We start from the raw sequence: 25294 nt of genomic DNA on the forward strand, positions 1-25294 counted from the left end.
AAAACCTAACAGCGAATACTTTTCTTTTATTAAGACAGAGGGTAAGGGGAATAATTGAATTGTCCGACCGTTACCCTCCTGCCACCCAGGGGAAGACTTTTACGGTATCGTTTTCCTGCAGCAGGTAGTTTATGTTTGTTTTGACCCCGTTGACAACCATGAAGGCAATAGCAGAAGAGGGGATATTAAGAAATTCGATTAAACCATTAAGAGAGAGGTTTGGGGAAATATTTAGTTCGTGCAGGTCTGCCTGCTGGCCGTATTTAGCCAGCGGACCGTATAAACGAATTACAATACGCATCGTTGCTCACCATCCTACTATGACTATACAGAATATTGCATATCGAATCCAGGGTGTCAATACATGAATTAAGCCTTAAACGGGAATTTTAGGGGAAGGTTGAAGAAAACCGTTAAATTTCCGTTGGAGGTGTAAATGATGCCAACCATTCATTTTGACGGGCCGGTGTTGTCAGTTGACCAGAAGCGCAGTTTAGTGCACGGGATGACACAGGCGGCTTCCCAGGCTCTGGGGATTCCGATGGCTGCTTTCAATGTTGTGCTGGATGAGCATGAGTACAGCAATATGGGAGTAGGCGGGGAACTTTTGACTGAAAGTCCTTATTGGCAGCAATATAAGGAAAGCTGAGCCCGGTGTATTCTAATATTTTGCTAGCAGGGGGCTGTGTCAATTCATCAATTCATCTGACACGGCCTCCAGGCATTACAAACGATTACAACGGCGAATCCTTGCTTGAAAAATGAAAAAGGGATAAGCTTAGAGACAGGGGGAGTTGGCTGGATGAAGAAAGTACGCCATGGAGACTTTCCTGCAGAGGAGGTTTATTATTGGACAGAACGGATGCCGATTGGGCGCGATGCTTATGACATCACGGCTGCGCTCACTTCACGGGGTCTATGCTGGCTGAGCCTTGGTCAAGAGGAACAGGAGGAGCGGGCTTTTAAGTGGTGGGCCAAACGCTGGTTGCCTGGTTCAACCCTGACACGCAAACGCGAGCCGATTGCCGAGATTTTGCGGCAAATGCAGGACTACTTAGAGGGGAAAAGACGCGAGTTTAGCGTGCCTTTGCATCAAGAGGGCACTCCTTTTCAATTAAAAGTGTGGCAGGAACTGCTCAAGATTCCTTATGGAGAGACATTAAGCTATGCAGAAGTCGCAGAGCGCGTGGGAACTCCCCGCGGCCAGAGGGCGGTTGGTATGGCTAACCACCAAAATCCGATCGCGGTGATTGTGCCCTGCCACCGGGTGATAGGAAAAAACGGGAGTTTGACCGGGTATGGGGGAGGTTTGGACTTAAAGGAAGAATTGCTTAGAATTGAGAAAGGGGGGTTAGTTTGGACACACCGCGGATTGTGATTGAGGAGCAGCGGCTTGATGCGAACATTGAGGCGATGGCGGCCATGGCCAGGAAAGCTGGGGTAGCGCTTCGGCCGCACATAAAGTCTCATAAACTGCCACAGATTGCGCACAAGCAGCTGGCTGCCGGAGCGTGCGGGATCACGGTGGCGAAGCTTGGGGAAGCGGAAGTCATGGCAGAGCATGGGATTAAGGACATATTTATTGCCAATGAAATGATGGGGCCGGAGAAGTTTGCACGGCTTCATGCATTGGCGCGCACGGTTAAGCTAGCGGTCGGAGTGGACAGTCTTGAGGGTGCAAAGGCTCTGGCTGAGAGCATCCGTGCGCAGGGCAGCCGTATGCAGAGAATCCTTGATGTCCTCATTGAAGTGGATTCCGGGCTTCGGCGCTGCGGGGTGGAGCCGGGTAAAGAAGTTGTGCGTTTGGCCAAAGACATCAGCAAGCTTCAAAATTTACGTCTGCGCGGAATTTTTACGCATGCCGGGCACTCTTATGGGGCGGCGGACAGGACTGAGCTGGAGAAAATCGCCCGTGCCGAAGGAAAAGTTATGGTTGAGAGCGCCTACGACCTGCGCCGGGAGGGGATAGAGGTTGAGGTTGTAAGCGTGGGGGCCACTCCGACGGTTGCGATTTCGGCTTTCGTACCCGGGGTGACAGAGATCAGGCCGGGCAATTATGTGTTTTATGATGCGATGCAGCTCGCCCTGGGAGTTATTCCTTCCATTGAATATTGTTCGCTGAGGGTTCACAGCACGGTGATCAGTCATCCTGCTCCCAACCGCTGGGTCCTGGATGCGGGCAGCAAAGCTCTGTCACTGGATAAAGGGGCTCACGGGCATAGCGGGGTCGAGGGGCACGGGATCATTATCGGCCAGCCTCAGCTGCGGCTAGTGCGCTTGTCTGAAGAGCATGGAGTGGCTGAGGGGGAATCTTCCTTAAAAGTAGGGGATGTGGTCGAGATTGTGCCCAACCACGCCTGCACGGTGGTGAACCTTTTTGATGAGGTTGAGGTGTGGCATGGTGCTGAGCGTGAGGTTTGGGCGGTGGCGGCCAGGGGGAAAAATAGGTGACGGAGGGGGAAAGGAAAAAGAAGGTAAACTAGGGAGAGCAGCAGAAAGAGTAGAGAGTAGGGAGTGAAGGAAAATGGAAAAAGCGGAGAAGATGAAAAGCCTGTTTGTGGATGTGGATCACATCGGAATTAAAGCGTATGAGCTGGAACGCGCGGTTAAGTTTTATACGGATGTTCTAGGGTTTACACTCTTGCACCGGATGAAGCCGGGAGAGGCGGAGCTGGTTTTCTTGCAGCTCGGCTCAACCGTAGTGGAGTTGGTAGAAGTGGTGGACGGCAGCCGCTTTGAGGACGGGGTTGTCAATCATGTTGCGCTCAAAGTCTCTGATATTTTTACGGCAGTCGATTTGCTTAAAAAGCAGGGAGTAGAATTTATTACTCCGGAGCCGATGCCGATCGGGGAAAGAGGGTATAATTTCTTTTTCCGCGGGCCATCAGGAGAGAAACTCGAACTATTTCAGGGGTAGGCAGGGGGAAGGTTTAGTTGGATTTTAGCTTTATAAGCGAGGTGCCGAGGCCGCTCGGTCTTGAAGCCGAAACGGCCAGGGTTGCGAACGAGATCAGACAGAAATATCCGGACTTCTTTGCCTGGGTGCAGGCTGGGGAAAATCTTACAAGTTTGAACCCAACTGGAGAGTATTTGAGCGCAACTGGAGAGGACGGGCAAATACAGAAAGCGCAGGTACCGGCGGAGGCACAAGGAACGGTTGGGGAGCCTTGGCTCTTGGGCAAGGCGGACATCGAATATTTTTACCACTTGGCGCGCCCTGCCGATGTGGGCTGCGCCTGTCCGTATGGCTGGGTGGAAAAGGTTGAGCGCGTAGTTGATCAGCAGTACCCTCTGTTCGGGGTAGAGCGTTTTCCCGACCTCTGGGACAAAGCCGCCCACGTGCTGTGGCTGATCATTAAAAATGAGGTCTTTTCAGAGTACAACGCTGGGGTGGGCGTTTTGGCCGCGTTAGTGTTGCTGGAGCGAAACGGGATCGCGGTGCATACTCATGATGCCGGGCTGCGCGCTTTGGTCTTGAAAGCCCGTGCCCTAATTGCGCACAGCAAGGACGATTTAGAGTATGACGAAGATGATGCGGTGCGTTCCCTGGGCTCGCTCCTGCGGGCAGATTAAAATAGAAAGAATGTGAAAAAGACCTTCAGCGTGTGTGGAGCACGCAGGAGGTTTTTCTTATTCAGGTCAAAAATCCGCCAAATTAAACACGCTTGGCGTTCCTGCTTTACCGCGTGAAGGTGGTTGGCGTATCCCTGAAAGTGTAGTAAATCGTTTGCAGTTTACGCATACTAATATTGGTTATTCGGGGAGATATGTACAAAGCGGGGGGGGAACTTGTGGTGCCTAAAAAACGGATTCCGGAGATGAGCAAAGGACAGTCAGATCCGGAACATATCATTTCAGAGGTTGAAAGAGCCTTTGGCCAGAGTGCTGACTTGCAGGTGCACAGGTTTCAGGCAGGGGCAGGAGAACTAAGCTGTGTGCTGCTCTATCTGAAGTCTTTTATCGATGTCGAGCGACTAAGCCAGTCAGTTCTTGTCTCGCTGCTCTCTCTCCCAACCCCGCCTGTGAGTATGGCTAAGCTGGCTGAGGCTATACCCTGTGTGGGGACGAAGGAGTTAAGCTCGCTGCCGGAATTTTGCCAAGCGGTTGCCTGGGGAGAAGCTGTGCTGCTCGTCTCAGGATTCCAGTCCGGACTGAGCATCCCTCTCCAAAAGTATGAAAAGAGAGTGGTTACTGAATCGGAAAATGAGAAAATTATCCGGGGACCGAGGGACAGTTTTGTGGAATCGCTCTGGTCCAATATCGGACTCTTAAGGACTAGGCTCAAGAATCCGGATCTCAGGCTGGAAGTCCTAACCCTGGGTGCCAGGACATCTGCCGAGGCCGGTTTGGTATACCTTGAGAGCCTGGCTAATCCCTTGATTGTAGATGAAGTGAGGAGCAGGATACAAAGGGTTAATGTGGACCGGCTTTTGGCCACAGACAATCTCACTGAATTTATTACAGATGCCCCCTGGTCCCCCTTTCCTCTCGGTTTGAGGACGGAACGCCCGGACCGTTTGGCCTCGGCTCTTCTCGATGGACGGGTAGGCATTCTGCTGGACGGCAATCCGGTCGTCTTGGTTGTTCCGGTCGTGTTTTGGGATTTTTTCAAATCGCCGGACGACTATATTGAGAATCAATATGTGGCAACGAGCGTCCGCTTACTGCGTCTGGGTACCTTTTTCGTTACCCTGTTTCTCTCGGGGTTTTATGTGGCGACGACAACGATCCATCTTGAGATGATACCTCAGCCTTTGGCTTTAATTATCGCCGGTGCCCGCACCAGAACCCCGTTTCCTACGGCCTTGGAAATGATCGCCATGGAAATTGTGATCGAAATCCTGCGTGAAGGCGTTATCCGCATGCCGGGTGTTTTGGGGCAAACGATCAGTATCGTCGGGGCGCTGGTGATCGGGGAGTCAGCGGTTACCGCTGGTCTGATTGAACCGATAATTTTAGTGGTTGTTGCTTTTAATGCTTTAGCAGCTTTTGTTGCTCCAGTGTATCATGCGGCCGTTTCAGTCCGCATCCTGCGCTTTCCGATCATTCTTTTAAGTGCTTCTTTAGGATTTTTCGGCTTGATGTTGGGGGCGCTGTTTTACCTGATGCATCTGGTAAGTCTGCGTTCGATTGGAGTTCCTTACCTGGCACCAGTAGGACCACTCAGTGTCAAAGAAATGGGTGATCTGTTTATCCGGCTTCCTTTATGGCAGCAGAACAGCCGTCCGTCTTACCTGCGACCTCAGGATGCCACCACGCAGGCTCCGGGGCAAAAGCCCGCTCCGGATACGGAACGAGGGACACAGGCCGAGAAAGCACCCGCGCCGGATAAGGCCGTGGCAGAGAAGAATCATAGTCCAGCCCCAAACAAGGAGACCTGAGCATTTTGAATATAGAGCGAATCTCTTCACGACAGCTGACTTGGCTCATAATCAGTGTCAACCTTTCGGCTTCGATGATCCTTGGACCGAGTGTGATCATTTTCTATGCGAAGCAAAGCGCTTGGCTCTCTTCTCTCCTGGCTGCTTTGCTGGCGGCGGCGGGAGCTCTGTTGAATCTACATCTGATCCGGTGCTTTCCCGGGCAGACCGTGGCCCAATTCTCCCAAAAGTTGCTGGGGCCGTGGTTTGGCAAACCGATAGGCTTTTATTATTCCTTGGTTTCCTTTTACATGGTTGGTGTTTGCCTGAGAATGATTTCCCAGCTTGTGAAAATGACGCTCATGCCGGAGACGCCTTTGTGGCCTTTTATTCTGGGGCTTACCCTTCTGGTTGTGTACAGCGCCTGGCTGGGGCTGGAAGCCATTGCCCGGGCCAACGACCTGATTTTACCCGTTAGTCTCGTGGGCTTGGTTTTCATGCTCTTGTTAGCTGCGCCGGAGGGTCGGCCCTATTGGGGACTGCCCGTGTGGCAACTGAATTTGCCGGGAATCGTGATGGGAACCTTTACGCCCCTTGCTTGTTTTGGCGAAGTTTTTCTAATTCTTCTTATTGCTCCTGCTTTGAACAAGCCGACAGAACTGAGAACGGCTGCCGTCAAAGGAATCCTTACTGCGGGGCTGATTCTGGCCGCGATAACTCAGTTTGTGCTGTTCATGATGGGCAGCTTCCGGGCGTCGGCGTATTTTGTTCCCGTCATGAGAATCGCGGAAGAACTCAATATTCTGGATATTTTTGAAAGGTTCGAGCCTTTGGTGCTGGCTGGCTGGCTAACGATCAACAGTGTCAAAATGAGTTTGCTGACTTACGCCGGCGCGCGTTCCCTGACTGAGACGCTAAACCGCCAAAACTACAGGCCCGTCGCGTTGGCGGCCTTGCTTGTCCTGCCGCTGTTAGCGTTCCTCCCCCGGAATTTGGCCGAAAATTTGAGTATCTATGTGGAAACTGTTGCCTTTAAGATACTCATCCCGATAGCGTTTCTAATACTGCCAGGTATAATGTTGATTATAGCCAAGGTGAAAAAGCATGCATAAAAAAGTTTGGGTGTTCATGTTGCTTCTCGCCTGTTCGCTGCCACTCAGCGGTTGCTGGAACAGGATCGAACCGGAAGAATATGCGTGGATTACGTACGTGGGCTTGGACTTGGTCGATGGCGGACAGGTGAAAGTTGATGTCTGTGTGATGCCTCCGCTTAGCCCGGTTCCTACAGGGGTGGCCCCCCCGGAGAAATTGATGCATGTCTTTTCGGCGACTGGGGACACAGTATTTGAAGCGGTACGGAGAGTCAACGCTTATATGCCGAAGCGTCTTTTTTGGCCTTATTTGCAAGCTCTGGTTATCGGCGAGAAACTGGCCCGGCAGGGAGTGGAACAGCACCTGGATGCCCTTTTTCGCAATACTCGGGTGCGGAAAAACGCCTGGGTTTTTATCGCGCAGGGCTCCCCCGATATGGTCTTCGAGGTGAATCCGCAGATCGAAAAGAATCCGGCGACCTTGATTGATTTTCTCGTGAAGACAGAAAGCAGCTTTTTAGGCAAAAGCCGGGTGATAAGGCTTAAAGATTTCCAGCAGGAACTGGCAGACCCCGGCGTGGACCCGCTTGTTAGCGTTTTGGGAGTCTGGGACGCAGAGCAGCAGAAGTTGCTGCCGCCGGGGGCCGCGGTGCCGTCGAAAAGCGAATTTGCCCTCAACGGCAGTGCGGTTTTTCACGGGGATGAGTTGGTAGGTTGGTTGTCGCCGGATGAATCACAGTTCTTTTTGTTAGCGAAAGGGAAAATGAAAACCGGATTGATTGTGGTACCGCATCCGGATAATCCGGAGAACCTTGCCGGAATTGAGATCATCGGGAACAAGGCAGGGTTGGAAGCGAAAGTAGAGGGTGACCAAGTCAGAGCCGCAGTCAAGATTAAGATTACGGGCAACTTGGGTGACCAGTGGTTCAAGGTGTCTGGGGAGAAGGCGCAGGACCATTCCGAGGATCCGGAGTTTTATCGCCAACTGGGTGAACAATTAGAAAGAAAAGTCAAAGCGGGAGTGGAGAGCCTGCTGGCCAGATCCCAAACAGAGTTTCACTCCGATATCCTGGGCTTGGGTGATTATATCTGCAACCGCTACCCGAACGACTGGGAGCAAATCAAATCCGGGTGGGAAGAGTATTATGACAAGGCAGCGATAGAAGTGGAAGTTAAGGTTAATATTCTTGCTCCCAATGTATTAAGGTCACGCTTGCCCAAGCAGAGTGGGGGGGAAGAGGCAGGGACTTAGACACTAAATCCGAACTATTGCAGGCCTAAGCCCTTGCGTTTGCCGATAATATGTGCTTCGATCGCACTGGCCACTGCGACCGGATCATCCCCAAGGGCAATTTTGCCACCGGTCAGTCCTTCCACATCTTCAGTGAGCAATTTAAGCAGTTGAGGAGCCCCGGTGACAAAAGGAGTGGGGGATAAATGGGTGTACGCTCCGTAGGCTACAGCGAACACTCCGTCAATAGTGGCTTTTTGCTCCATCCATTCCGGGGCGGTGACCGCGATTGGCAATTGCGGCACATCCACGTCCAAATGGTCGGCCAAGGCCGTGACCAGCATGGAGATTCGGCCGGTATCGGTGCAGGTGCCGAAGCTTAAGACCGGCGGAATCCCTAACAGGTTGCAAACTACCTTTAACCCCTCTCCAGCCATGTTGACGGCGTCCAAGCTGCACAGCCCGGCGACCTCCAGCGCATGGTTGCCGCAGCCTCCGGCGACCACCAGGATATCCCGTTTGATCAGTTCTTTGGTTAGATTGACGGTGTTCCAGTCCTGGGGCCCGTTTCTTAAAGTGGAGCAGTTGGCCAAAGCTACGACGCCCTTGATTTTGCCGCCGCTGATCACGTCCACCAGGGGATCAAGTTTATTGCCCAGGGCTTGCAATACTGCTTCCGTAGAAAAGCCGGCGACTGCTTTTTGAATCCGTTTCGGTACCATAGGGGTAACTTTGCCATTGCGCTTCTTGAAGTTTTCAATGGCCAAATCAATGAGTTGATCCGCCATGGCCTCCACTTCAGCCGGGTGATACGGAATTTTATGCCGGAGGCCGGGAACGCCAATGATCGTACTGATGCTGACCAAGGTGGCCTGGTACTTTTCAGCGTAGATATCAATAGCCGGCGGGGAACAGTTTTCTTCCATGGCCAGGACATCCACCGTGCCGGTTGCCAGCAGGGGCTCAATCGCCAGCCAGTTGCCCATGAGTCCGACAAAGACGTCATCCACCGGAAACCTTTGCAAGAGCTCCTGTCCCGTTTCAATCGATCCCACCACCCGCAGCCCTTTGGCACCTGCGGCTTTGGCCCTGTCCTGCACGGCTGCTGTTTTCGCCTTATTGATGGTTGCCACGCCGGCCCATGGCTGGTGGCCGTTAAAAACGATATTGACGTAATCCGGGTCCATAATCCCCAGGTCGACGTTGACTTCGTGCGGGGTGGGGGTGCCAAACAAGATGTCCTGCACCATTTCGAGCCCAATCTGGGCATTGTAGATGGTCGCGAGGCCTAAGCGCAGGGCTTTGACAGCCAAGGACACATGGTCCCCGTCCACATTGGTCAAACAACTGGCCACAGAGTTCTGTTCTTCGTGCACGGTTCCGGCCGGGTAGAGATGAAGCTTGCGCCAGACGTCCTTCCTCTTTTTCGGAGCAAAGGCTTCCACCATGAGGTTGGGTTCATCTACCCCGATGTTCATTTGCTGATCCAGCAGGTCAGCCAGTTGAATCGCCATCTGGTTGGTATCTTGGTTGGTGTTGATCCCAAGTTTTTCGCACATCCATTTGAGTTTATTGACATCGGTAATTTGGAATGGGGTTTTTCCTTCCCCAGTGGCTTTGAGGGTGCGGAACGCTTCATAGGCATGATGGCTGTAGGTGCCTGCCCCCATGATATTGGTGAGGAGCAATTTGCGCATGGCCATGGCGTCCGGTCCGATGCCGCAGACCCCTCGGTCCTGTTCCCCTTTTTCATTGATGCGGCATGGTCCGTTGGAACATAATTGGCAGCTTAAGCCCTGCAGGCAGAATTTGCAGCGGATCTGCTCCTGTGCCTTATAGCGGTCGAAGACGTTGGACATCCCGTCTTCCCTGATGCGTGGGAGCATTTCTTCTACTGAATCATGGTAACTCACACGGCCCTCTGTTTTTTCCCAAATTGTTTCGCTCAATCCAAACTCACCCCTTTATTAAAGTCAAGCTAAGTTTTTGCATAAACTGTAAGAAGTATGTGTAAAGGAAGGTATTATCTTTGAAGGCGTTGTTTACACTAGAAATATTTGATATTCTAAAAATAAAATAAAGCGATAGACGGTATGAATGAGGGACAGGCAGTGGGAAAGAACCGGTGGGGAAATAAGCGCTATCATACGTTTAACGCCCATTTGCGGGAGACATTTGGGGAAAAGATTATCAAGGTATCTCTGGACGCCGGATTCACCTGCCCCAACCGGGACGGCACCCGGGGCTGGGGTGGGTGTGTTTATTGCAGCGAACGGGGCTCCGGGGATTTTGCCGGGGCGCAGACCTTGTCCATCCCAGAACAATTTGCCCAGGTTAAAGAACGAATGCACTTGAAATGGCCTAAGGCCAAGTATTTGGCCTATTTTCAAGCCTACAGCAATACCTACGCCCCGGTGGCACGGCTGCGGGAGGTCTATGAACAGGCCTTGGCGGAAAAGGATGTCATCGGGTTGGCTCTGGCCACCCGGCCGGATTGTCTCCCGCCGGAAGTGCTTTCTTATCTGGAGGAATTAAACCGGCGCACCTATCTTTGGGTTGAACTGGGGCTGCAAAGCATGCATGACCGCACCCTGGCCTGGATTCGGCGGGGCCATAACTACCGGGAATTCCTTGAAGGATATCATGAACTGAAAAAACGGGAAATCAGGGTTTGCGTCCATATCATTTTAGGCCTGCCTGGGGAAACCCGCGCTCAGATGTTAGAAACGGCCAAAGCCTTGGCCGGGCTTAAGGTGGAGGGAGTAAAAATTCATCTCCTTCATGTTTTGCGTGGGACTCCGTTGGCACTGATTTATGAAAAAGAGAAGTTTCCTCTCTTAACCAAGGAAGAATATGTGTCCTTGGTGGCCGATGTTTTGGAAATTCTGCCGCCGGATATGATCATCCACCGACTCACCGGGGATGGACCGCCGGAACAGCTGATTGCTCCCTTGTGGAGCCGGAAAAAATGGGAAGTGCTCAATGCGATTGATGCGGAGTTGGAGCGCAGGGACAGCTGGCAAGGCAAATATGCGAAACAAATAAAATAGGCCCAAAAAATGAAACCTGCCAAAAGATGAAAAGCTCTAAAAATGTTATAATTAAGCGTGTCCATTTAAGATTGCGTATGAATTTTATAGAAGTAAAGATAAACAGGGAGTTGACGACATGGACCAAGCACGCTATCAGGAAATTGCGGTCGATATTGCCCACTCGATTTTAATGGGGGAATATCACGAGGGGGAGAAAATTCACGGCCGCTCAACTTTGGCCGGGCGCTATAATGTCTCCCCGGAGACCATCCGCCGAGCCATTGCGATCTTGCAGAATTCCGGGATTGTCATGGTGAGCCAGGGGGTGGGAATTATCGTGACCTCTAAAGCACAGGCTGAGAAATTCCTGCGTTCCTTTGACCAAAAAGGGGAAATCCACGTTTTTCTCGAGGATATCTCCAAGCTGATGGAGCAGCGGCGGGAAGTGGATCAACAGATTGAAAACCATTTGAATAAAATTCTCGCCTATGCTGACCGTATGATGTCCCGCTGGCTCGACGTGGGGGAAATTGAGGTCGGCAAAGGCTCTTCCGCCATCGGTAAAACCTTGCGCGAATTGGAGATTCGGGAACGCACCGGAACCACGATTGTGGCGGTGGTGCGCAACGGGTTTGAACAGTTTTCGCCCGCAGCGGATTTTGTCCTCGAGGCCGGGGATGTCCTCTTGGCCGTGGGCAATAATGAAGGCCAGGAGAAGCTGCAAGACTTGATAAAATAAAGTAGATCAATTAAGTTCCAGTCTTTAAAAAGCATTTTTACATTGGGATAAAGGAAGTTAGCCTCCGAATGTCGAAATATTTATGCAAAAGATTTCGGTAAAGGATGGCACTTGATGAAGAGACAATATTTAATCGTGCTGGCCGGAGAGATGATCATTGGCGTTTGGCTGCAAAGGATAGAGATACTGCTTGCATTTTTGCTGGTCAATACGATTTTCCTGCTCTGGAAGCTTGAACAACAGCATAAGCTTTCCTATGAAGCGCATGACCAACGCAATGTGGAGCTTAGTGTAAAGATTGCCCATGAAACGTTGCCATATCTCAGACGCGGACTCAATGAGCATAATGCCGGGGATATCGCCAGCATTATTCAGGAAATGGGGCAGGTTCCGGCCGTGGCCATCACCGACCGGGAGCGGGTGCTGGCTTTCCTCGGTACGGGCTGTGACCAGCATCATCCCGGGGACCGCATTTTGACGGAAGCCACGCGCGAGGTCATCCGGACCGGACAGTATAAAGTGGTCAGAACCCAAAAACAGTTAAACTGTTCGCGCAAGGATATCTGCAACTGCCCGCTGGCAGCGGCCGTTATCGTGCCTTTGAAGGCTCATGGTGAGGTGGTGGGCTCAGTCAAGCTCTATGAAACCAAAGACGGGCAGCTTTCTCCGGATGTTATCCGCCTGGCTTTAGGGATGGCCCAACTGCTCGGGATTCAGATTGAACTGTCGGAGCTTGACCATCAGGCGAAACTGGTGGCGGAAGCTAAGCTGGACGCGCTTCAGGCCCAGATCAATCCGCACTTTTTCTTTAATGTCATTAATACCATTATTGCGACCAGCCGCTCCAACCCGAACCGGGCGCGCAGGCTCTTAATCCATTTAGCTGAGTTTTTCCGGCGGGCCCTCAAATCAAAAGGCACGGTGATCTCTTTGAGAGAAGAGATGGAATTCGTAAACACCTATTTGATTCTGGAAAAAGCCCGTTTCGGGCGTAAGCTGGCCGTGAAGGAGGAGATTTCTCCTGATCTGTGGGATGTGATGATTCCGCGATTAAGTATTCAGCCTCTGGTGGAAAATGCAGTCAAACACGGAATCACCCCTAAAATGGATAAAGGAACGGTATTAATCCGGGCGGAGGAGATTGACCGCGAGCTGCATATCAGTGTGAGGGATGACGGGGTCGGGATTCCACTTGACCGTTCGCGCGATGTACTCCGGCCGGGTGTGGGGTCGGGCAATGGCGTGGGTCTGGCCAATGTGCACGAGCGCCTGCGCGGGCTCTATGGAGAAGAGTATGGACTTAAAATCCAGAGTGAACCGGGAGCGGGGACCACGGTCTTAATGCGTATTCCTTTAAACAGCGTACGTGAGGAAGTGGCTGCGACCGGAGCTCCGGCGGGAGGATTTTTCTTTTCAGCTGCGGTGGGGGAAGCGCGTGAGGTGGAGGCAGAGTAGGAAGGTGGCTGCGGATGTTTCCGGGAGTGGATATTATTGAAATTGAGCGTTTCCGCCAGGCCTGCACGCGCAGGCCTCGTTTGTATGAGCGCCTGTTTACGGTACGGGAGCGGGAACAATTACAGTGCAAGGGAATGCAAAGCGGAGCTGCTCGCTTTGCCGGCAAGGAAGCCGTGTTAAAAGCCTTGGGGACGGGGATTGGCAAGCTGTCCTGGCACGATATCGAAATCATCAGCCAAGAAAGCGGGGAGCCGGTCGTCGTCTTAAGTGAGCAGGCGCAAAAGCTGGCTCGCAACCGCGGAGGCACGCAGGTGCGTTTGAGCCTGGCACACAATACGGGGCAGGCCTTGGCAATGGCTATCTTGGTTTAGGTGGTGATAGATGATGAGAGTTGTGACGGCGGAGCAGATGCGGAGACTGGAGCAGGAAGCGATGAATGATTACGGGATTCCGAGTATTATTCTGATGGAGAATGCTGCCTTGGCTGTGGTGCAGGAGATCAGGCAGCATTTTGAGCGTACAGGGAGACCGGAGCTAACGGGGCGTAAAGCGGTGGTGCTGGCCGGCAAGGGGAACAACGGCGGAGATGGGTTGGCTGTGGCCCGGCATTTAATGATTCTGGGGCTGGATGTCACAGTTATTTTATTTGCCAAGCCGCAGGAATTTAAAGGAGATGCAGCCCTTAATCTAAAGCTTTACTTCGGTGCGGAGGGCAAGTATTTTATCGTGGACGGGGATCAAAAAAAGCGGGTTGCCCGTTTTGCTTTAAGCCAAGCCGAGGTCGTGGTGGACGCCGTCTACGGAACCGGGTTCCGGGGAGCCTTGCCGAGCGTGGTGGAAGAGTATGTGGAAGAGGTTAATGCTTCCAAGGCCTGGATCGTCGCCGTTGATATTTCCAGCGGGGTGGAAGCGGATACAGGCAAGGTTTACCGCCTGGCGGTAAAGGCTCATACTACGGTCACCTTTGGCCTGCCCAAGCTGGGACATTTCTTGGGGAGAGGACCGGAGTTTGCGGGACGGGTGGTGGTTGACCCAATCTCCATTCCACCGCGCTTCCTGGAATCCGAAGGCATCGAACATTTTGTGCTCACTGAGGATTACATACGCAGCATTTTACCGCCGAGAACGTGGCAGGGACATAAAGGAACGCATGGGCGCGGGGTGTTGGTTGCCGGCTCCCGGGGAATGAGCGGAGCAGCGGTCTTGGCCGGAGAAGGAGCCTTGCGCAGCGGGATCGGGCTATTGCAAATGATCACTCCGAACGGCTTGGGAAACTTGTTGGACCAAGCACTCACAGAAGCGACGGTCTGGCCTGCACCGGGGGAAAACAGCCTGGGACAGGAAGCTTGGCCGGTGATTGCGGCCCGCTCTGAAGGGGCGCAGGCCTTGGCTGTGGGCCCGGGTCTAGGACAGAACCCTGAATTTGTGCCGGTCTTGGAAGAGATTCTGCGCACCTTGACCCTGCCGGTAGTGCTTGATGCCGATGCGCTGAATCTGGTTGCCTTGGACCCAGGGGTCCTGGGCCGGCGTCAGGGAAGAGGCTCCCTGATTCTTACTCCTCATCCGGGAGAAATGGCCCGCTTGTGCCGGTGCACCCCGGCAGAGGTTCAGGAAAACCGGCTGGAACTGGCTGTGAGCAAAGCAGTGGAATGGGAAGCGGTGGTTGTCCTAAAAGGAGCAGTCACGATTATCGCGGCACCCGACGGGAGGGCCTTTCTGAATCCGACAGGGAATCCCGGGTTAGGGACCGGGGGGACAGGAGACGTGCTTACCGGGAGCATCCTGGGCTTTTTAGCCCAGGGAGTGGAGCCGGTGGCTGCGGCCTGTCTGGGTGTGTACTTGCATGGTTTGGCTGCGGATGAGCTGGCCCGGGAATACGGCCAGGCCGGGTTCAAGGCATCCGAGGTGGCCGGGATGATTCCGCTGGTGCGGCACAAGCTGGAAAAACAGATTAGGAAAGAGGGCCGGTGACATGGAAAGATTGCGCCCGGTATGGGCAGAGGTTGACCTGGGAGCTTTGAAAAGAAACTATGCCCGCATTCAGTCTTATACCAAGGCCGAACTCATGCCGATTGTAAAGGCTGATGCTTATGGGCATGGAGCTATCCCGGTGGTACGCGCGCTGAAAGCATTGGGCGCCAAGCGCTTTGGAGTGGCACTCCTGGAGGAAGCCTTAGAGATTAAGCGGGAATTTCCCGAGCTGGAGCTGATGGTGATCGGGGCTTCTCCGGAAGAGCATTCCGACACGATCGTCCGGGAAAACATCATTCCGGGAATTTTCAGTTTCAGCCAGGCGCAGGCTTTAGCGAAATCCGCGGGCGAGCAGGGGAAGACAGCCCGGGTTCATGTCAAAATCGACACCGGCATGGGACGGATCGGGTACCGTCCGGAAGAATGGGAGCAAATCCTGGAGATTGCCAAGCTCCCGCATTTAATGGTAGAAGGAATCTATACCCACTTCGCCACAGCTGACCACGCAGATTTAACCTTTGCCCGCAAGCAGCTGGAGCGCTTTCAAGAAGTGATTCGCAAGTTGGAGCGGAGAGGCTTGAAAATTCCCTATAAACATGCAGCCAACAGTGCGGCGATTCTGCATTTTCCGGAGGCCCACTTTAATCTGGTACGCCCGGGAATCATTCTCTACGGACTCCCTCCCTCCAGACATGTCGGCCAAGATGCGGGTCTGGAGCCGGTGATGTCCTGGAAAGCGAAAGTCACGCATGTGAAGACGATCGGAGCCGGGGAAACGGTTAGTTATGGGCGCACCTTCCGGGCGGCTTATGAGACCAGGGTGGCCACGATTCCGGTGGGCTATGCCGATGGGCTGAGGCGGGCCCTGTCCAACTGCGGGGAAGTCTTGGTGCGCGGACAGCGTTCCACGATTATCGGCCGGGTGTGTATGGACCAGACTATGCTGGAGGTGACCAAAATCCCCGGGGTTCAAGTAGGAGATGTGGTCACTTTACTGGGGCAAGACGGTGAGGAGCGGATTGATCCCACGGAAATGGCGGACTGGCTCAGTACGATTAACTATGAAATCGTGTGCGACATCTCCAAGCGGGTGCCGCGGGAGTATGTGGAGTAGACCTGTCCTCCTAATCGAGTAGTAAATGGTTCAATTCTATAAACAAGTCCAAAGCCTCTGGATTCGCCAAGGCATCTTTGTTTAGGACCGGCTCTGAATGCCCGGCTTGACTCCGGCCTTTTTACATTGCCTGACGGTAGAGCTCAATGACCTCTTGTAAAGTCAATATTCTGGGGTTTGTAAAAGAAGTTGCATCTTTCATAGCATTCTGGGCCATGACTTCAAAGTCCTCTTCTTTAACACCCAGTTCTCGCAGCCCGGAAGGAATTCCGACATCCATTGCCAGGTTTTGAATCGCGTCGATCGCAACATCTGCCGCCTCCCGCACAGAAAGCCCTTGGAGATCTTCACCCATAACTCTAGCAATATCGGCAAAACGTTGGGGGTTTGAAATAATATTATAGCTCTCTACATGAGGAAGTAAAATTGCGTTGCAAACACCGTGCGGAAGGTCATAAAATCCTCCCAGTTGGTGGGCCATTGCATGTACATATCCCAAACTGGCATTGTTAAAAGCCATGCCGGCTAGAAATTCAGCGTAGGCCATATTGTTTCTGGCCTCCATGTTCTGGCCATTGGCGACGGCGTTTCTCAAGTTGTCAGATATAAGTTCAATTGCCATTAGGGCTGCAGAATCAGTAACCGGAGTCGCAATCGTAGAAACATATGCTTCAACAGCATGGGTAAGAGCATCCATCCCTGTGGCTGCAGTAAGGGCCGGAGGCATTCCTGCCATCAGTACCGGATCGTTAATCGCAACATTGGGAGTGACGCGCCAATCTACGATTGCCATCTTAACATGGCGGGCAGTATCCGTTATTATGCAGAAACGGGTCATTTCACTGGCAGTGCCTGCGGTGGTATTCACGGCAATAAATGGCGGCATTGGCTTGGTCGACTTATCGATCCCCTCATAGTCGCGGATATTTCCACCATTGGCAGCCACGATTCCTATCCCTTTACCGCAATCGTGCGAACTACCTCCCCCTAGGGAAATAATCATGTCGCAGGAATTTTCTTGGTAGGCTTTTAGCCCGTCCTCAACATTCTTATCAGTTGGGTTGGGCTGTACCTTATCGAAAAGGAAAACCTGTGCTCCTGCACCAGCTGCGAGCTTCGAGATCTGATCAGCGATTCCGGCTGAAACCAATCCTTTATCCGTAACGATTAGAACTTTGGTTCCTCCTAAGTTTTTTACTTGATTGGTAATCTCTTTGGATGCTCCTATTCCCATTAAATTTACTGTGGGCATGAAGTAACCGAAAACTTGTTCACCTAAAGCCATTTCCTTATCTCCTTTCGTTTCTTACTGAAAATAAGTTTTTACGCCTTTCAGTTTTTTTATCCAGGCTGATATCCTAAGATCTTTAGCAATGATAAATATTGAACTAGAAATTCAAAGCGGCCTGTACGCTTAGTTTACTCTAGGAAAGAATCTATTATCTTGTCGATTCTATCCTTACATAATGACAAAAAAATCTTATAATAGAGTTAACTTAAGAGATTCAATACTTTCGGTCTAAGCCAACTTAACCTTCCTGAATTAAATGGAATTTTGAGGTGAAACTTGTGAGCTACTCCCTCGATTTAGACGAATTTGATGAATTAAATGCAGTCATTGAATCTTCGTATGACGGAATAGTGATTGCCAGACGGGATGGGACTATTGAGAGGGTTAACGCATCCTATGAAAGGATTACTGGGATCAAAAAGCACGAGATTGTTGGTAGGAGAGGAAAAGATTTAGTAGCACAAGGAATACTGTCCGAGTACTTGACTGACCGTGTGATTGAAGCCAAAGGCCCTGTGGCAGTGGTTCAGCATTATAAAAATGGGCAAAAAGCCATTCTTATAGGAAGCCCCGTCTTTAATAAAATGGGCGAAATCGCTAAGGTGGTTTTTAATGTTAGAGATATCACACAGGTTGATTTCTTACGGGAGCAATTAAAAGAGAAGATTGCTCTTACTGAAAGATATCAGAGAGAGGTAGAACTTCTCCGAACGGAACATTCAGAACTTCCGGAAATTGTTGCGCAAAGCCCGAAAATGGTAGAATTGCTAGAGCTAGTTAAGGCAGTGGCGACTGTTGACGCTACAGTTCTTATGTTAGGGGAATCAGGAGTCGGTAAAGGGGAAATTGCCAAAACGATACACTATTTAAGTTTTAGGCATGATCAACCTTTTATAAAAGTTAATTGCGGTGCTATTCCTGAAGCTTTGTTGGAATCGGAATTGTTTGGCTATGAGGAAGGCGCATTTAGCGGCGCCAAAAAACAGGGTAAGCCAGGCATGTTTGAGTTAGCACATCGAGGTACAATATTCCTTGACGAAATCAGTGAACTGCCGTTAGCTTTGCAGGTAAAACTATTGCATGCACTACAGGAAAAGGAATTTATACGGGTCGGTGGGACAAAAACGATTAAAGTTGACGTGCGGATCATTTCGGCAACGAATAGGGATATGAAAAAGCTTGTTGCAGAAAGTAAGTTTAGAGAAGATTTGTACTACCGCTTAAATGTTGTTCCCATACTGATTCCGCCGCTAAGAGATAGAACAGAGGACATCATTCCGCTGCTGCAGCATTTTTTGAGTAAATTTGCAGATCGATATAGTGTAAAAAAAACTTTTACTCCAGAAGTTTTAGAAATATTAAAAAGGTACAATTGGCCTGGGAATGTTAGAGAATTGGAACACATCGTTGAAAGAATGTTAGTTACTCCTACCCAGAACGTAATTACAGAAGGCGATTTGCCTGATAATATTCGGAACTTTAATCCAGAACTTGCACAGATCATTATTCCGGATTTAATCCCGTTAAAGAATGCCTTAGAAGAAGTAGAAAAAAATTTAGTAACCTTGGCTTTTAAGAGATATGGCAATACGTATAAGGTTGCTGAGGTGCTCGGAATAAGTCAGCCTACGGCTTACAGGAAAATAAGACAGTATGTGACCGGGGAGAAAGAAATAGAATAATTCATCTGAGATAATATTAATTCATGAATGAATCAAACTTTTAGCATAAGCTTGGTCAATAAGATCAAGCTTATTTGTTTTCTGTGATTTATAAATGAATTAATGTTCCGAAAATTTTTATAACAAATTATGGGATTAAAATCTGAAAATTAGAGTAATAGCCGGCTTTAGAGATGCCGTTAGACTTGGAACGATTATTGCATAGTTCCGGTTCATGACTGCTACTAAGAATAACGTGGGTGGAGGTGCATGTATGGCCAAGTTGATACGGGTAAATATGAAAACGCAAGAAATAACAGAAAGACCTTTACCGGAGAGCTACATAGGGCTAGGTGGAAGGGGGCTTACTTCGAAAATTATCTTTGACGAGGTTTCTCCCGATTGTGATCCGCTCGGCCCGCTCAACAAATTGATCATGGCACCTGGAATACTGGGGGGGACAAGTCTTTCGAGTTCGGGAAGGCTTTCGGTCGGTGCGAAGAGCCCTTTAACGGGTGGGATAAAAGAGAGTAATGCAGGAGGTAATGCGGCTGCCAAGCTGGCTCGTTTAGATATAGCGGCTATTATTGTTGAGCAGAGCGCGGACAATGGGAATATTTTCGTCTTGGTTATTGCCAATGAAGAAATCAAGCTTGTTCAAGCTAATGACTTAAAAGGCCTTGGCAATTACGAACTGGTTAAAAAGCTTCGTGGTCAGTACGGCGATAAAACCGGGATCATTTCAATTGGGACGGCAGGCGAGCTGGGGCTTGCTGCTGCCGGTGTAGCAGTAACCGATATGGACGGGGAACCAAGTCGTTTTAGTGGACGTGGCGGATTAGGCGCTGTTATGGGGTCAAAAGGACTTAAAGCGGTAATTATCAATGATGAAGGCAGGAGTAAACTTCCGCTGGAAGATGAAGAGAAATTCACAAAGCTTGCCCGTGAAATTCACAATGAATTAAAAGAAAATGCAACAATTCAAGGCTACGGCAAATATGGTACGGCCGGACTTCTTGATCTGGTTAATGAATTGGGAGCTTTACCGACGAAAAACTTTAGTCAAGGACGTTTTGACGGTGCGGCGAAAATCAATGGCGAGGCCTTATACCAAACAATTACCCAAAGAGGTGGGAAGGGAAAACCTACCCATGCCTGCATGCCTGGATGTTTAATCAAATGTTCCAACGTATATCCGGATGAGAATGGAGAGGTAGTTGTAGCCCCTGTGGAATACGAGACGATCGGGCTCTTAGGTTCTAATTGTGAGATTGATGATCTCGATGCAATCGCTCGCCTTAACTATCTCTGCAACGATCAGGGAATCGATACGATTGAAATTGGAGCTGCACTGGGAGTAGCGATGGAGGCCGGTGTGATTCCTTTTGGAGATGCGGAAAAGGCTGAAAAGGCTGTTGCGGAAATTTCGCAGGGAACAGTGTTGGGACGTTTATTGGGGAATGGTGCAGTTTTAACCGGTCGTATTCTTGGTATCAGCAGAGTACCGGCAGTAAAGGGTCAGGCGATGCCTTCCTATGATCCACGCGGGGTAAAAGGCAATGGCGTAACTTATGCCACATCTCCAATGGGTGCAGATCATACTGCAGGGAATAATGTCCGAGGAAAAAATCAACATTTAGCGGAAGGTCAGATAGAGAATTCGTTTAATGCTCAGGTTTTAATGGCCGCGTATGACAGTCTCGGTTTGTGTATTTTCCTGGGAGCGGTTCTGAATCAGAAATTGGATTATGTCAGGCAGCTTGTGGCGGCTAAGATAGGCTCGGAATTGCCTGGTGATTATATGACCCGATTGGGAAAAAGTGTATTGCAAGTTGAATTGGGCTTTAATGCTAAAGCCGGATTCACTTCAGCTCAAGACAGATTGCCATCATATATGAGCAGTGAGCGGCTTTCGCCTAATAATCTGGTATTTGACGTACCGTATGAAGAAATTGATCTTAGGTTGGATAATCTTAGACGTGATTCTTAATGTCTGAGAAATTGGGGGGAAAAGGGTAGAACAATCATGTTAATTTTAATTAAGATGCATAATTCGGTTTCTTGGTACCATAATCCGAAGGACTTTTCCCTTGTGGTCAATGTTGGAAAGACTGTTTTTGAGATTATGGAATTAATTGGAGTCGAGGCAAATAGCAAAACTAAAGTCAAACTTAATGGCAATGTTGTAAGCTTAGGCAATTTAGTATCCGATGGAGATGAAATGGAGATATTCCTCGTTGACGAAACCCTTGTAGGAAGCGGGAGTGACTAAACTTCATGGCGACTATCCTAGTTGAAGTACAACTGTACGCAGAGCTGCGGAAAAAGCTTCCGGGCTGGAATAAAGTTGCACAAATCCCCTTAAAGGAAGGGACTACCGTCAGGGAATTCCTGGGGAGTATCGGAGTCCATAACCTCAACGAGTATATGTTTGTGCTTAATGGCAAAGGGGCTGACGCAGATACGTCCTTTCAGCATGGAGACCGGATCGCGGTCTTCCCGGCAATGGAGGGTGGTTAAATTAGAGAAATTTTCAAAATCTTATTTTTTGGGCGATTCTTTCAAAGATTAAATCAACATGCTAAGGAGGCCGGCCCATGTTAAAAGGCAACTCCAGTTAAACCAGCACAGCGGGAAAATTGTAAGTAAATGGAGGCGTGAATAGTGCATGTAGGCGATTTATTGGCAAATTTGCTGCAGCAAATGGGGGTAGACACAGTATTCGGGGTTCCGGGTGCCCAAACCCTTCCATTTTATGATGGCATAGATAACAGTCAAGGTAAAATCAAGCATATCACTTTGAGAGCAGAAAGAAGCGCAGCTTACGCTGCTGTTGCTTATGCAAGAGTAATGAACAAGGTCGGAGTTTGTGATGCAACGGTAGGGCCGGGAGCTGCCGAGTTTACATCCGGGTTAGGAGAAGCGTTTAACTCCTCTACTCCGATATTCGCGTTGTTCAGCGATTTGCCGCTTGGCTGGGAGCATTTAAGAGATCATGGAAATGCTTCACAAGGACTGTACCAACTTGATATGGTAAAGCCCTTTACCAAATGGACTGGTAGTGTCACCACTAAAAAAGCTTTGCCGGATATGATCAGAAACGCATTTGTCAAAGCGGTTTCGGGCAGGCCGGGGCCAACCGCCTTATCCATACCTGAAGACGTGTTTCTGGAAGAATGGGCGGGAGAAGTTCCGGAGATGCCTGTTGACCTTTCAAAATTCCCGCGTTACCGGACTGTCGCTTCCAGGGAACAAATTGAAAAGGCTGTCACCTTGTTAGCGGAGGCAAAACGGCCTGTTTTAGTGGTAGGCGGCGGAGCCATGCTGTCCCAGGCTGAAGCGGAAGTTACAGCCCTTGCGGAACACCTGACAATGCCTGTGCTGCAAACATTTACCGGCAGAGGGGTAATTCCGGATGAGCACCCTTTAGGCATTGGGATGATGGGCGGTCTTGGGACATTATCTGCGAAAAAGCTGGTAGAGGAAGCGGATGTTATCTTTTTCGCAGGCTTTAAATCCAGCCAAAATTCCACGTTCAACTGGAAACTGCCTTACGCAGGTCAACATGTCATTCATTTGGATATTGACGAGGCGGAGATCGGCCGAGCGTTTAATGCAGACGTAGGGCTCGTGGGGGATGTTAAGAGCACCCTGGCGGAGCTATTGAGGCTTGCCCGGGAAAAGTTTGAGCGTCCTAAGTCTCAGGAACGCGAGCACTGGATTCAAAACGCTAAACGGGAGTGGGTAAGTTTTATCCAAGCCGAGCTGGCTGAGAAGAAGGCAGAACTTAAACCCCAACAAGTTATTGAGGTGTTAAACCAGGCATCCAGTCAAGAAGATATTTTAGTGTGCGATGCGAGCTTTTCCAGCGGCTGGGGAGCAGTTTACTATAACCTGAAGTCATCCGGCAGGCGAATTCTCGCGCCCCGGGGCCTTGCCGGCCTAGGATTTGGTTTGCCGGCTGCCATTGGAGCCGCGGCTGCGGCCAAAAACGGACAAGTGTACTTGCTGGCGGGCGATGGCGGCTTCGGATACAGTCTGGGAGAACTCGCCACCTTAAAGCAATATGGATTGAAAGTGATTATGTTTGTTCTGGACAACAGAAGCTGGGGCTGGATTGAGTGGCTAAACAAATTGAATTATCAGAAAGAGTATTTTGGCCTTCCGGCAATCGAATTTGCCAAAATAGCGGAAGGATTTGGTTTGAAAGGATACCACGTGAGAAATAAAGCAGAACTTACGGACGCTTTGGCAAATGCCAACAAAGACGACGAGTCATCGATAATCCATGTTGATATTGCGCTCTGGGAGACGCCGGTACTAAGTTTCCGCGAGGCGGCAAATCCGGACCCAAGCCGTTCTTACAAATATCTGTAACTATACAAAGAAGGAGTGTTGGAAAAATGGCTTTCCCTTTCGCATCATTCAAAAACCCAACCGAGGTAATTTACGGGTTCAATGCGGTTGATCAATTAACTTCAATTATTACCCAACAGGGATTCCAACGGATCATGATCATAACGGATCCCGGGATACTAAAAGCAGGACTTTTGGAGGACGTAAAAAAACGGATACCGGAAGGCTTGGAGGTTGCTGTATATGATCAGGTTGAAGCTAATCCCTCAATCGGAACCTGCGAAAAGGCTTTATCAGTACTTACGGGAATCAAGGCTGAAGTCATCGTTGCTGTCGGCGGCGGGAGTGCAATTGATGTAGCAAAAGCAGTTGGAGTGTTGGCAACAAACGGCGGTAACATCGCGGAATATGAGGGGGCTGACAAGTTTGCCCAGCCGATACTTCCCTTGATTGCTATTCCTACGACTGCAGGTACGGCCAGTGAAGTGACTGTTTTCACCGTGATTACTGACACAGACAGAGAATATAAGCTTACGGTTGCAGGTTATAAGCTGGCACCTCGCTGGGCGTTGGTAGATCCGTTAATGACAACCACGATGCCGAAGCAGGTCACCGCATCAACCGGACTGGATGCTTTAGTTCATGCGATTGAATCCTACACCTCTCAAATGGCTTCTCCTCTTTCCAAAGCATTGGCCCGAGAGGCAATTCGCATGATTAGCGCCAATCTGCGCCAAGCCGTGTACAACGGGGAAAATTTAGTGGCACGGGACAACATGCTCATGGGAAGTCTTCTGGCAGGCTTGGCATTTAGCAATACAAGATTAGGGAATTGTCACGCGATGAGTCATCCGGTCAGCGCTATGTTCGGAGTGCCCCATGGAGTTGCGAATTCTATTTTAATGCCTCACATCATGGAATTTAATGCTTTGTCAGTTCCGGAATTATTTGCAGATATCGCCGCAGACATGGGGGAAGTCCTTGAGAATTTAACCCTGATTGAGAAGGCTTGGAAAGCCGTAGAATCTTTCAAAAAACTTTCGCTTGATGTCGGTATTCCGCAGCGCCTCTCAGATTTCAAGGTTGCGAGCAGCAGAATAGAAGAGATGGCGCGAGATGCGATGAAGAGCGGAAACATCGCCGTGAACCCGCGAAAAACCCAAATTGAAGACATCATTCAATTATATGAACGAGCTATGTAGGGGAGATAGAGTACATGAAATTGTTCGATTTAACAGGTAAGACAGCACTTGTTACCGGAGGTGGCCGGGGTTTGGGCCGCGGTGTCGCGCTGGCGCTTGCGGAAGCAGGTGCGGATGTGGCAGTAACCAGCCGCACCGCAGATGAACTTAAAACGGTTTGCCAAGAAATCGAAGGCTTCTCCAGAAAAAGTTTTTATCAAGACCTTGATGTTCGCGATGTTGATACCATGAAGATGTTTGTAGAAAGAATCGTAGAAGAACAGGGACACATTGATATTCTTGTGAATGCTGCAGGCGTAAATGTTCGCCGCCCGTTTCTGGAGATTAAAGCGGAAGACTGGGACTTCGTCATGGACATTAACTTAAGGAGTGTTCTCCTAACCAGTCAACTAGTGATTCCCCATATGGTTACAAACGGGAAAGGCAAAATCATCAACTTTGCTTCTCTGACAAGTGAAATAGGCTTGAAAGACATGGCTATTTATGGAGCAAGCAAAGGAGGGGTATCCCAAATTACGAAAGCGATGGCTGTTGAATTTGCAGAGGCCGGTATTCAAGTCAATGCAATCGGGCCCGGCTACTATAGCACAAAAATGACCAAGCCCGTATTTGAAGATGAAGCCAGAAGACAGTGGCTCATCTCAAGAATACCAATGCGCAGAACGGGTGAGGAAAGTGATTTGGCCGGGGTTTCAATTTTCTTAGCCTCAAGTGCTTCGGACTATATAACAGGTCAAACAATCTATGTCGATGGTGGTTGGCTGGCTTCCTAAGTCAGTTACCCATAAATT

24 protein-coding genes are annotated in these 25294 nt (G+C 50.1%); 21 read left to right on the plus strand and 3 right to left on the minus strand.

Annotated elements, in window-relative coordinates; all coding sequences use genetic code 11:
- Nucleotides 1-70: 70 nt before the first annotated feature.
- A complete protein-coding gene (locus J0X21_RS00270; RefSeq protein ID WP_206808480.1) occupies nt 71-301 on the minus strand; it encodes a MoaD/ThiS family protein in 231 nt (76 codons plus the stop codon).
- A gap of 138 nt (nt 302-439) precedes the next feature.
- Here J0X21_RS00270 and dmpI point away from each other — a divergent pair, with 138 nt between their 5' ends.
- The 8 genes from dmpI (at nt 440) to J0X21_RS00310 (ending at nt 7703) form a co-directional block, all read left to right on the plus strand.
- Nucleotides 440-649 (plus strand): 4-oxalocrotonate tautomerase DmpI, encoded by a 210-nt coding sequence (gene dmpI / locus J0X21_RS00275; RefSeq protein WP_206808482.1) that lies wholly within the window; start codon nt 440-442, stop codon nt 647-649.
- 153 nt (nt 650-802) lie between these two features.
- Nucleotides 803-1378, plus strand: coding sequence for a methylated-DNA--[protein]-cysteine S-methyltransferase (locus tag J0X21_RS16015; protein ID WP_328811910.1), 576 nt, complete (start codon nt 803-805; stop codon nt 1376-1378).
- The gene (locus J0X21_RS00285) at nt 1357-2451 is read left to right on the plus strand and encodes an alanine racemase (protein WP_206808483.1); all 1095 of its coding nucleotides are present in this window, start codon (nt 1357-1359) and stop codon (nt 2449-2451) included. Before J0X21_RS16015 ends, J0X21_RS00285 begins: the two co-directional genes overlap by 22 nt.
- 73 nt (nt 2452-2524) lie before the next feature.
- A complete protein-coding gene (locus J0X21_RS00290) occupies nt 2525-2917 on the plus strand; it encodes a VOC family protein (protein ID WP_206808484.1) in 393 nt (130 codons plus the stop codon).
- A gap of 17 nt (nt 2918-2934) precedes the next feature.
- Complete coding sequence (locus J0X21_RS00295) at nt 2935-3573, plus strand: hypothetical protein (RefSeq protein WP_206808485.1); 639 nt, start codon at nt 2935-2937, stop codon at nt 3571-3573.
- Between the two features lie 221 nt (nt 3574-3794).
- Nucleotides 3795-5381, plus strand: a complete 1587-nt coding sequence (locus tag J0X21_RS00300; protein WP_206808486.1) for a spore germination protein — start codon at nt 3795-3797, stop codon at nt 5379-5381.
- 5 nt (nt 5382-5386) lie between these two features.
- Nucleotides 5387-6472: a GerAB/ArcD/ProY family transporter gene (locus J0X21_RS00305; protein ID WP_206808490.1), complete on the plus strand. Its 1086-nt coding sequence runs from the start codon at nt 5387-5389 to the stop codon at nt 6470-6472.
- Nucleotides 6465-7703: a Ger(x)C family spore germination protein gene (locus J0X21_RS00310; RefSeq protein ID WP_206808492.1), complete on the plus strand. Its 1239-nt coding sequence runs from the start codon at nt 6465-6467 to the stop codon at nt 7701-7703. Before J0X21_RS00305 ends, J0X21_RS00310 begins: the two co-directional genes overlap by 8 nt.
- A gap of 14 nt (nt 7704-7717) precedes the next feature.
- Here J0X21_RS00310 and cooS read toward each other — a convergent pair whose 3' ends face one another.
- A complete protein-coding gene (gene cooS, locus J0X21_RS00315; protein ID WP_206808494.1) occupies nt 7718-9631 on the minus strand; it encodes an anaerobic carbon-monoxide dehydrogenase catalytic subunit in 1914 nt (637 codons plus the stop codon).
- 144 nt (nt 9632-9775) lie between these two features.
- Between cooS and J0X21_RS00320 the strand changes: the two genes are divergently transcribed.
- The 6 genes from J0X21_RS00320 (at nt 9776) to alr (ending at nt 15993) form a co-directional block, all read left to right on the plus strand.
- On the plus strand, nt 9776-10732 hold the full coding sequence (locus J0X21_RS00320; RefSeq protein ID WP_206808496.1) for a TIGR01212 family radical SAM protein: 957 nt from the start codon (nt 9776-9778) through the stop codon (nt 10730-10732).
- A gap of 118 nt (nt 10733-10850) precedes the next feature.
- On the plus strand, nt 10851-11453 hold the full coding sequence (locus J0X21_RS00325) for a TrkA C-terminal domain-containing protein (protein ID WP_206808498.1): 603 nt from the start codon (nt 10851-10853) through the stop codon (nt 11451-11453).
- Between the two features lie 114 nt (nt 11454-11567).
- Nucleotides 11568-12908: a histidine kinase gene (locus J0X21_RS00330; protein WP_206808500.1), complete on the plus strand. Its 1341-nt coding sequence runs from the start codon at nt 11568-11570 to the stop codon at nt 12906-12908.
- Between the two features lie 14 nt (nt 12909-12922).
- Nucleotides 12923-13279, plus strand: a complete 357-nt coding sequence (locus tag J0X21_RS00335) for a holo-ACP synthase (RefSeq protein WP_206808502.1) — start codon at nt 12923-12925, stop codon at nt 13277-13279.
- Nucleotides 13280-13292: 13 nt separating this feature from the next.
- On the plus strand, nt 13293-14879 hold the full coding sequence (locus J0X21_RS00340; RefSeq protein ID WP_206809363.1) for an NAD(P)H-hydrate dehydratase: 1587 nt from the start codon (nt 13293-13295) through the stop codon (nt 14877-14879).
- Nucleotide 14880: 1 nt separating this feature from the next.
- Nucleotides 14881-15993: an alanine racemase gene (gene alr / locus J0X21_RS00345; RefSeq protein WP_206808504.1), complete on the plus strand. Its 1113-nt coding sequence runs from the start codon at nt 14881-14883 to the stop codon at nt 15991-15993.
- A 121-nt stretch (nt 15994-16114) separates the two neighbouring features.
- On the opposite strand, the gene J0X21_RS00350 is transcribed toward alr, so the two are convergent.
- Nucleotides 16115-17278, minus strand: a complete 1164-nt coding sequence (locus J0X21_RS00350; protein ID WP_206808506.1) for an iron-containing alcohol dehydrogenase — start codon at nt 17276-17278, stop codon at nt 16115-16117.
- Between the two features lie 284 nt (nt 17279-17562).
- Here J0X21_RS00350 and J0X21_RS15550 point away from each other — a divergent pair, with 284 nt between their 5' ends.
- The 7 genes from J0X21_RS15550 to J0X21_RS00385 all read left to right on the plus strand — a co-directional run bounded on the left by J0X21_RS15550 (nt 17563) and on the right by J0X21_RS00385 (nt 25276).
- On the plus strand, nt 17563-18966 hold the full coding sequence (locus J0X21_RS15550; protein WP_206808513.1) for a sigma-54 interaction domain-containing protein: 1404 nt from the start codon (nt 17563-17565) through the stop codon (nt 18964-18966).
- 253 nt (nt 18967-19219) lie between these two features.
- Nucleotides 19220-20935, plus strand: coding sequence for an aldehyde ferredoxin oxidoreductase C-terminal domain-containing protein (locus tag J0X21_RS00360; RefSeq protein ID WP_206808514.1), 1716 nt, complete (start codon nt 19220-19222; stop codon nt 20933-20935).
- 36 nt (nt 20936-20971) lie between these two features.
- Nucleotides 20972-21217, plus strand: a complete 246-nt coding sequence (locus tag J0X21_RS00365; RefSeq protein ID WP_206808515.1) for a hypothetical protein — start codon at nt 20972-20974, stop codon at nt 21215-21217.
- 5 nt (nt 21218-21222) lie between these two features.
- A complete protein-coding gene (locus tag J0X21_RS00370) occupies nt 21223-21465 on the plus strand; it encodes a MoaD/ThiS family protein (protein WP_206808516.1) in 243 nt (80 codons plus the stop codon).
- A gap of 144 nt (nt 21466-21609) precedes the next feature.
- Nucleotides 21610-23322 (plus strand): thiamine pyrophosphate-binding protein, encoded by a 1713-nt coding sequence (locus J0X21_RS00375; RefSeq protein WP_206808517.1) that lies wholly within the window; start codon nt 21610-21612, stop codon nt 23320-23322.
- Between the two features lie 26 nt (nt 23323-23348).
- Nucleotides 23349-24503 (plus strand): iron-containing alcohol dehydrogenase, encoded by a 1155-nt coding sequence (locus J0X21_RS00380; protein ID WP_206808518.1) that lies wholly within the window; start codon nt 23349-23351, stop codon nt 24501-24503.
- Nucleotides 24504-24517: 14 nt separating this feature from the next.
- Nucleotides 24518-25276 (plus strand): glucose 1-dehydrogenase, encoded by a 759-nt coding sequence (locus J0X21_RS00385; protein ID WP_206808519.1) that lies wholly within the window; start codon nt 24518-24520, stop codon nt 25274-25276.
- Nucleotides 25277-25294 lie beyond the last annotated feature (18 nt).

The organism is Paradesulfitobacterium ferrireducens, assembly GCF_017310645.1.
Classification (GTDB): domain Bacteria; phylum Bacillota; class Desulfitobacteriia; order Desulfitobacteriales; family Desulfitobacteriaceae; genus Paradesulfitobacterium; species Paradesulfitobacterium ferrireducens.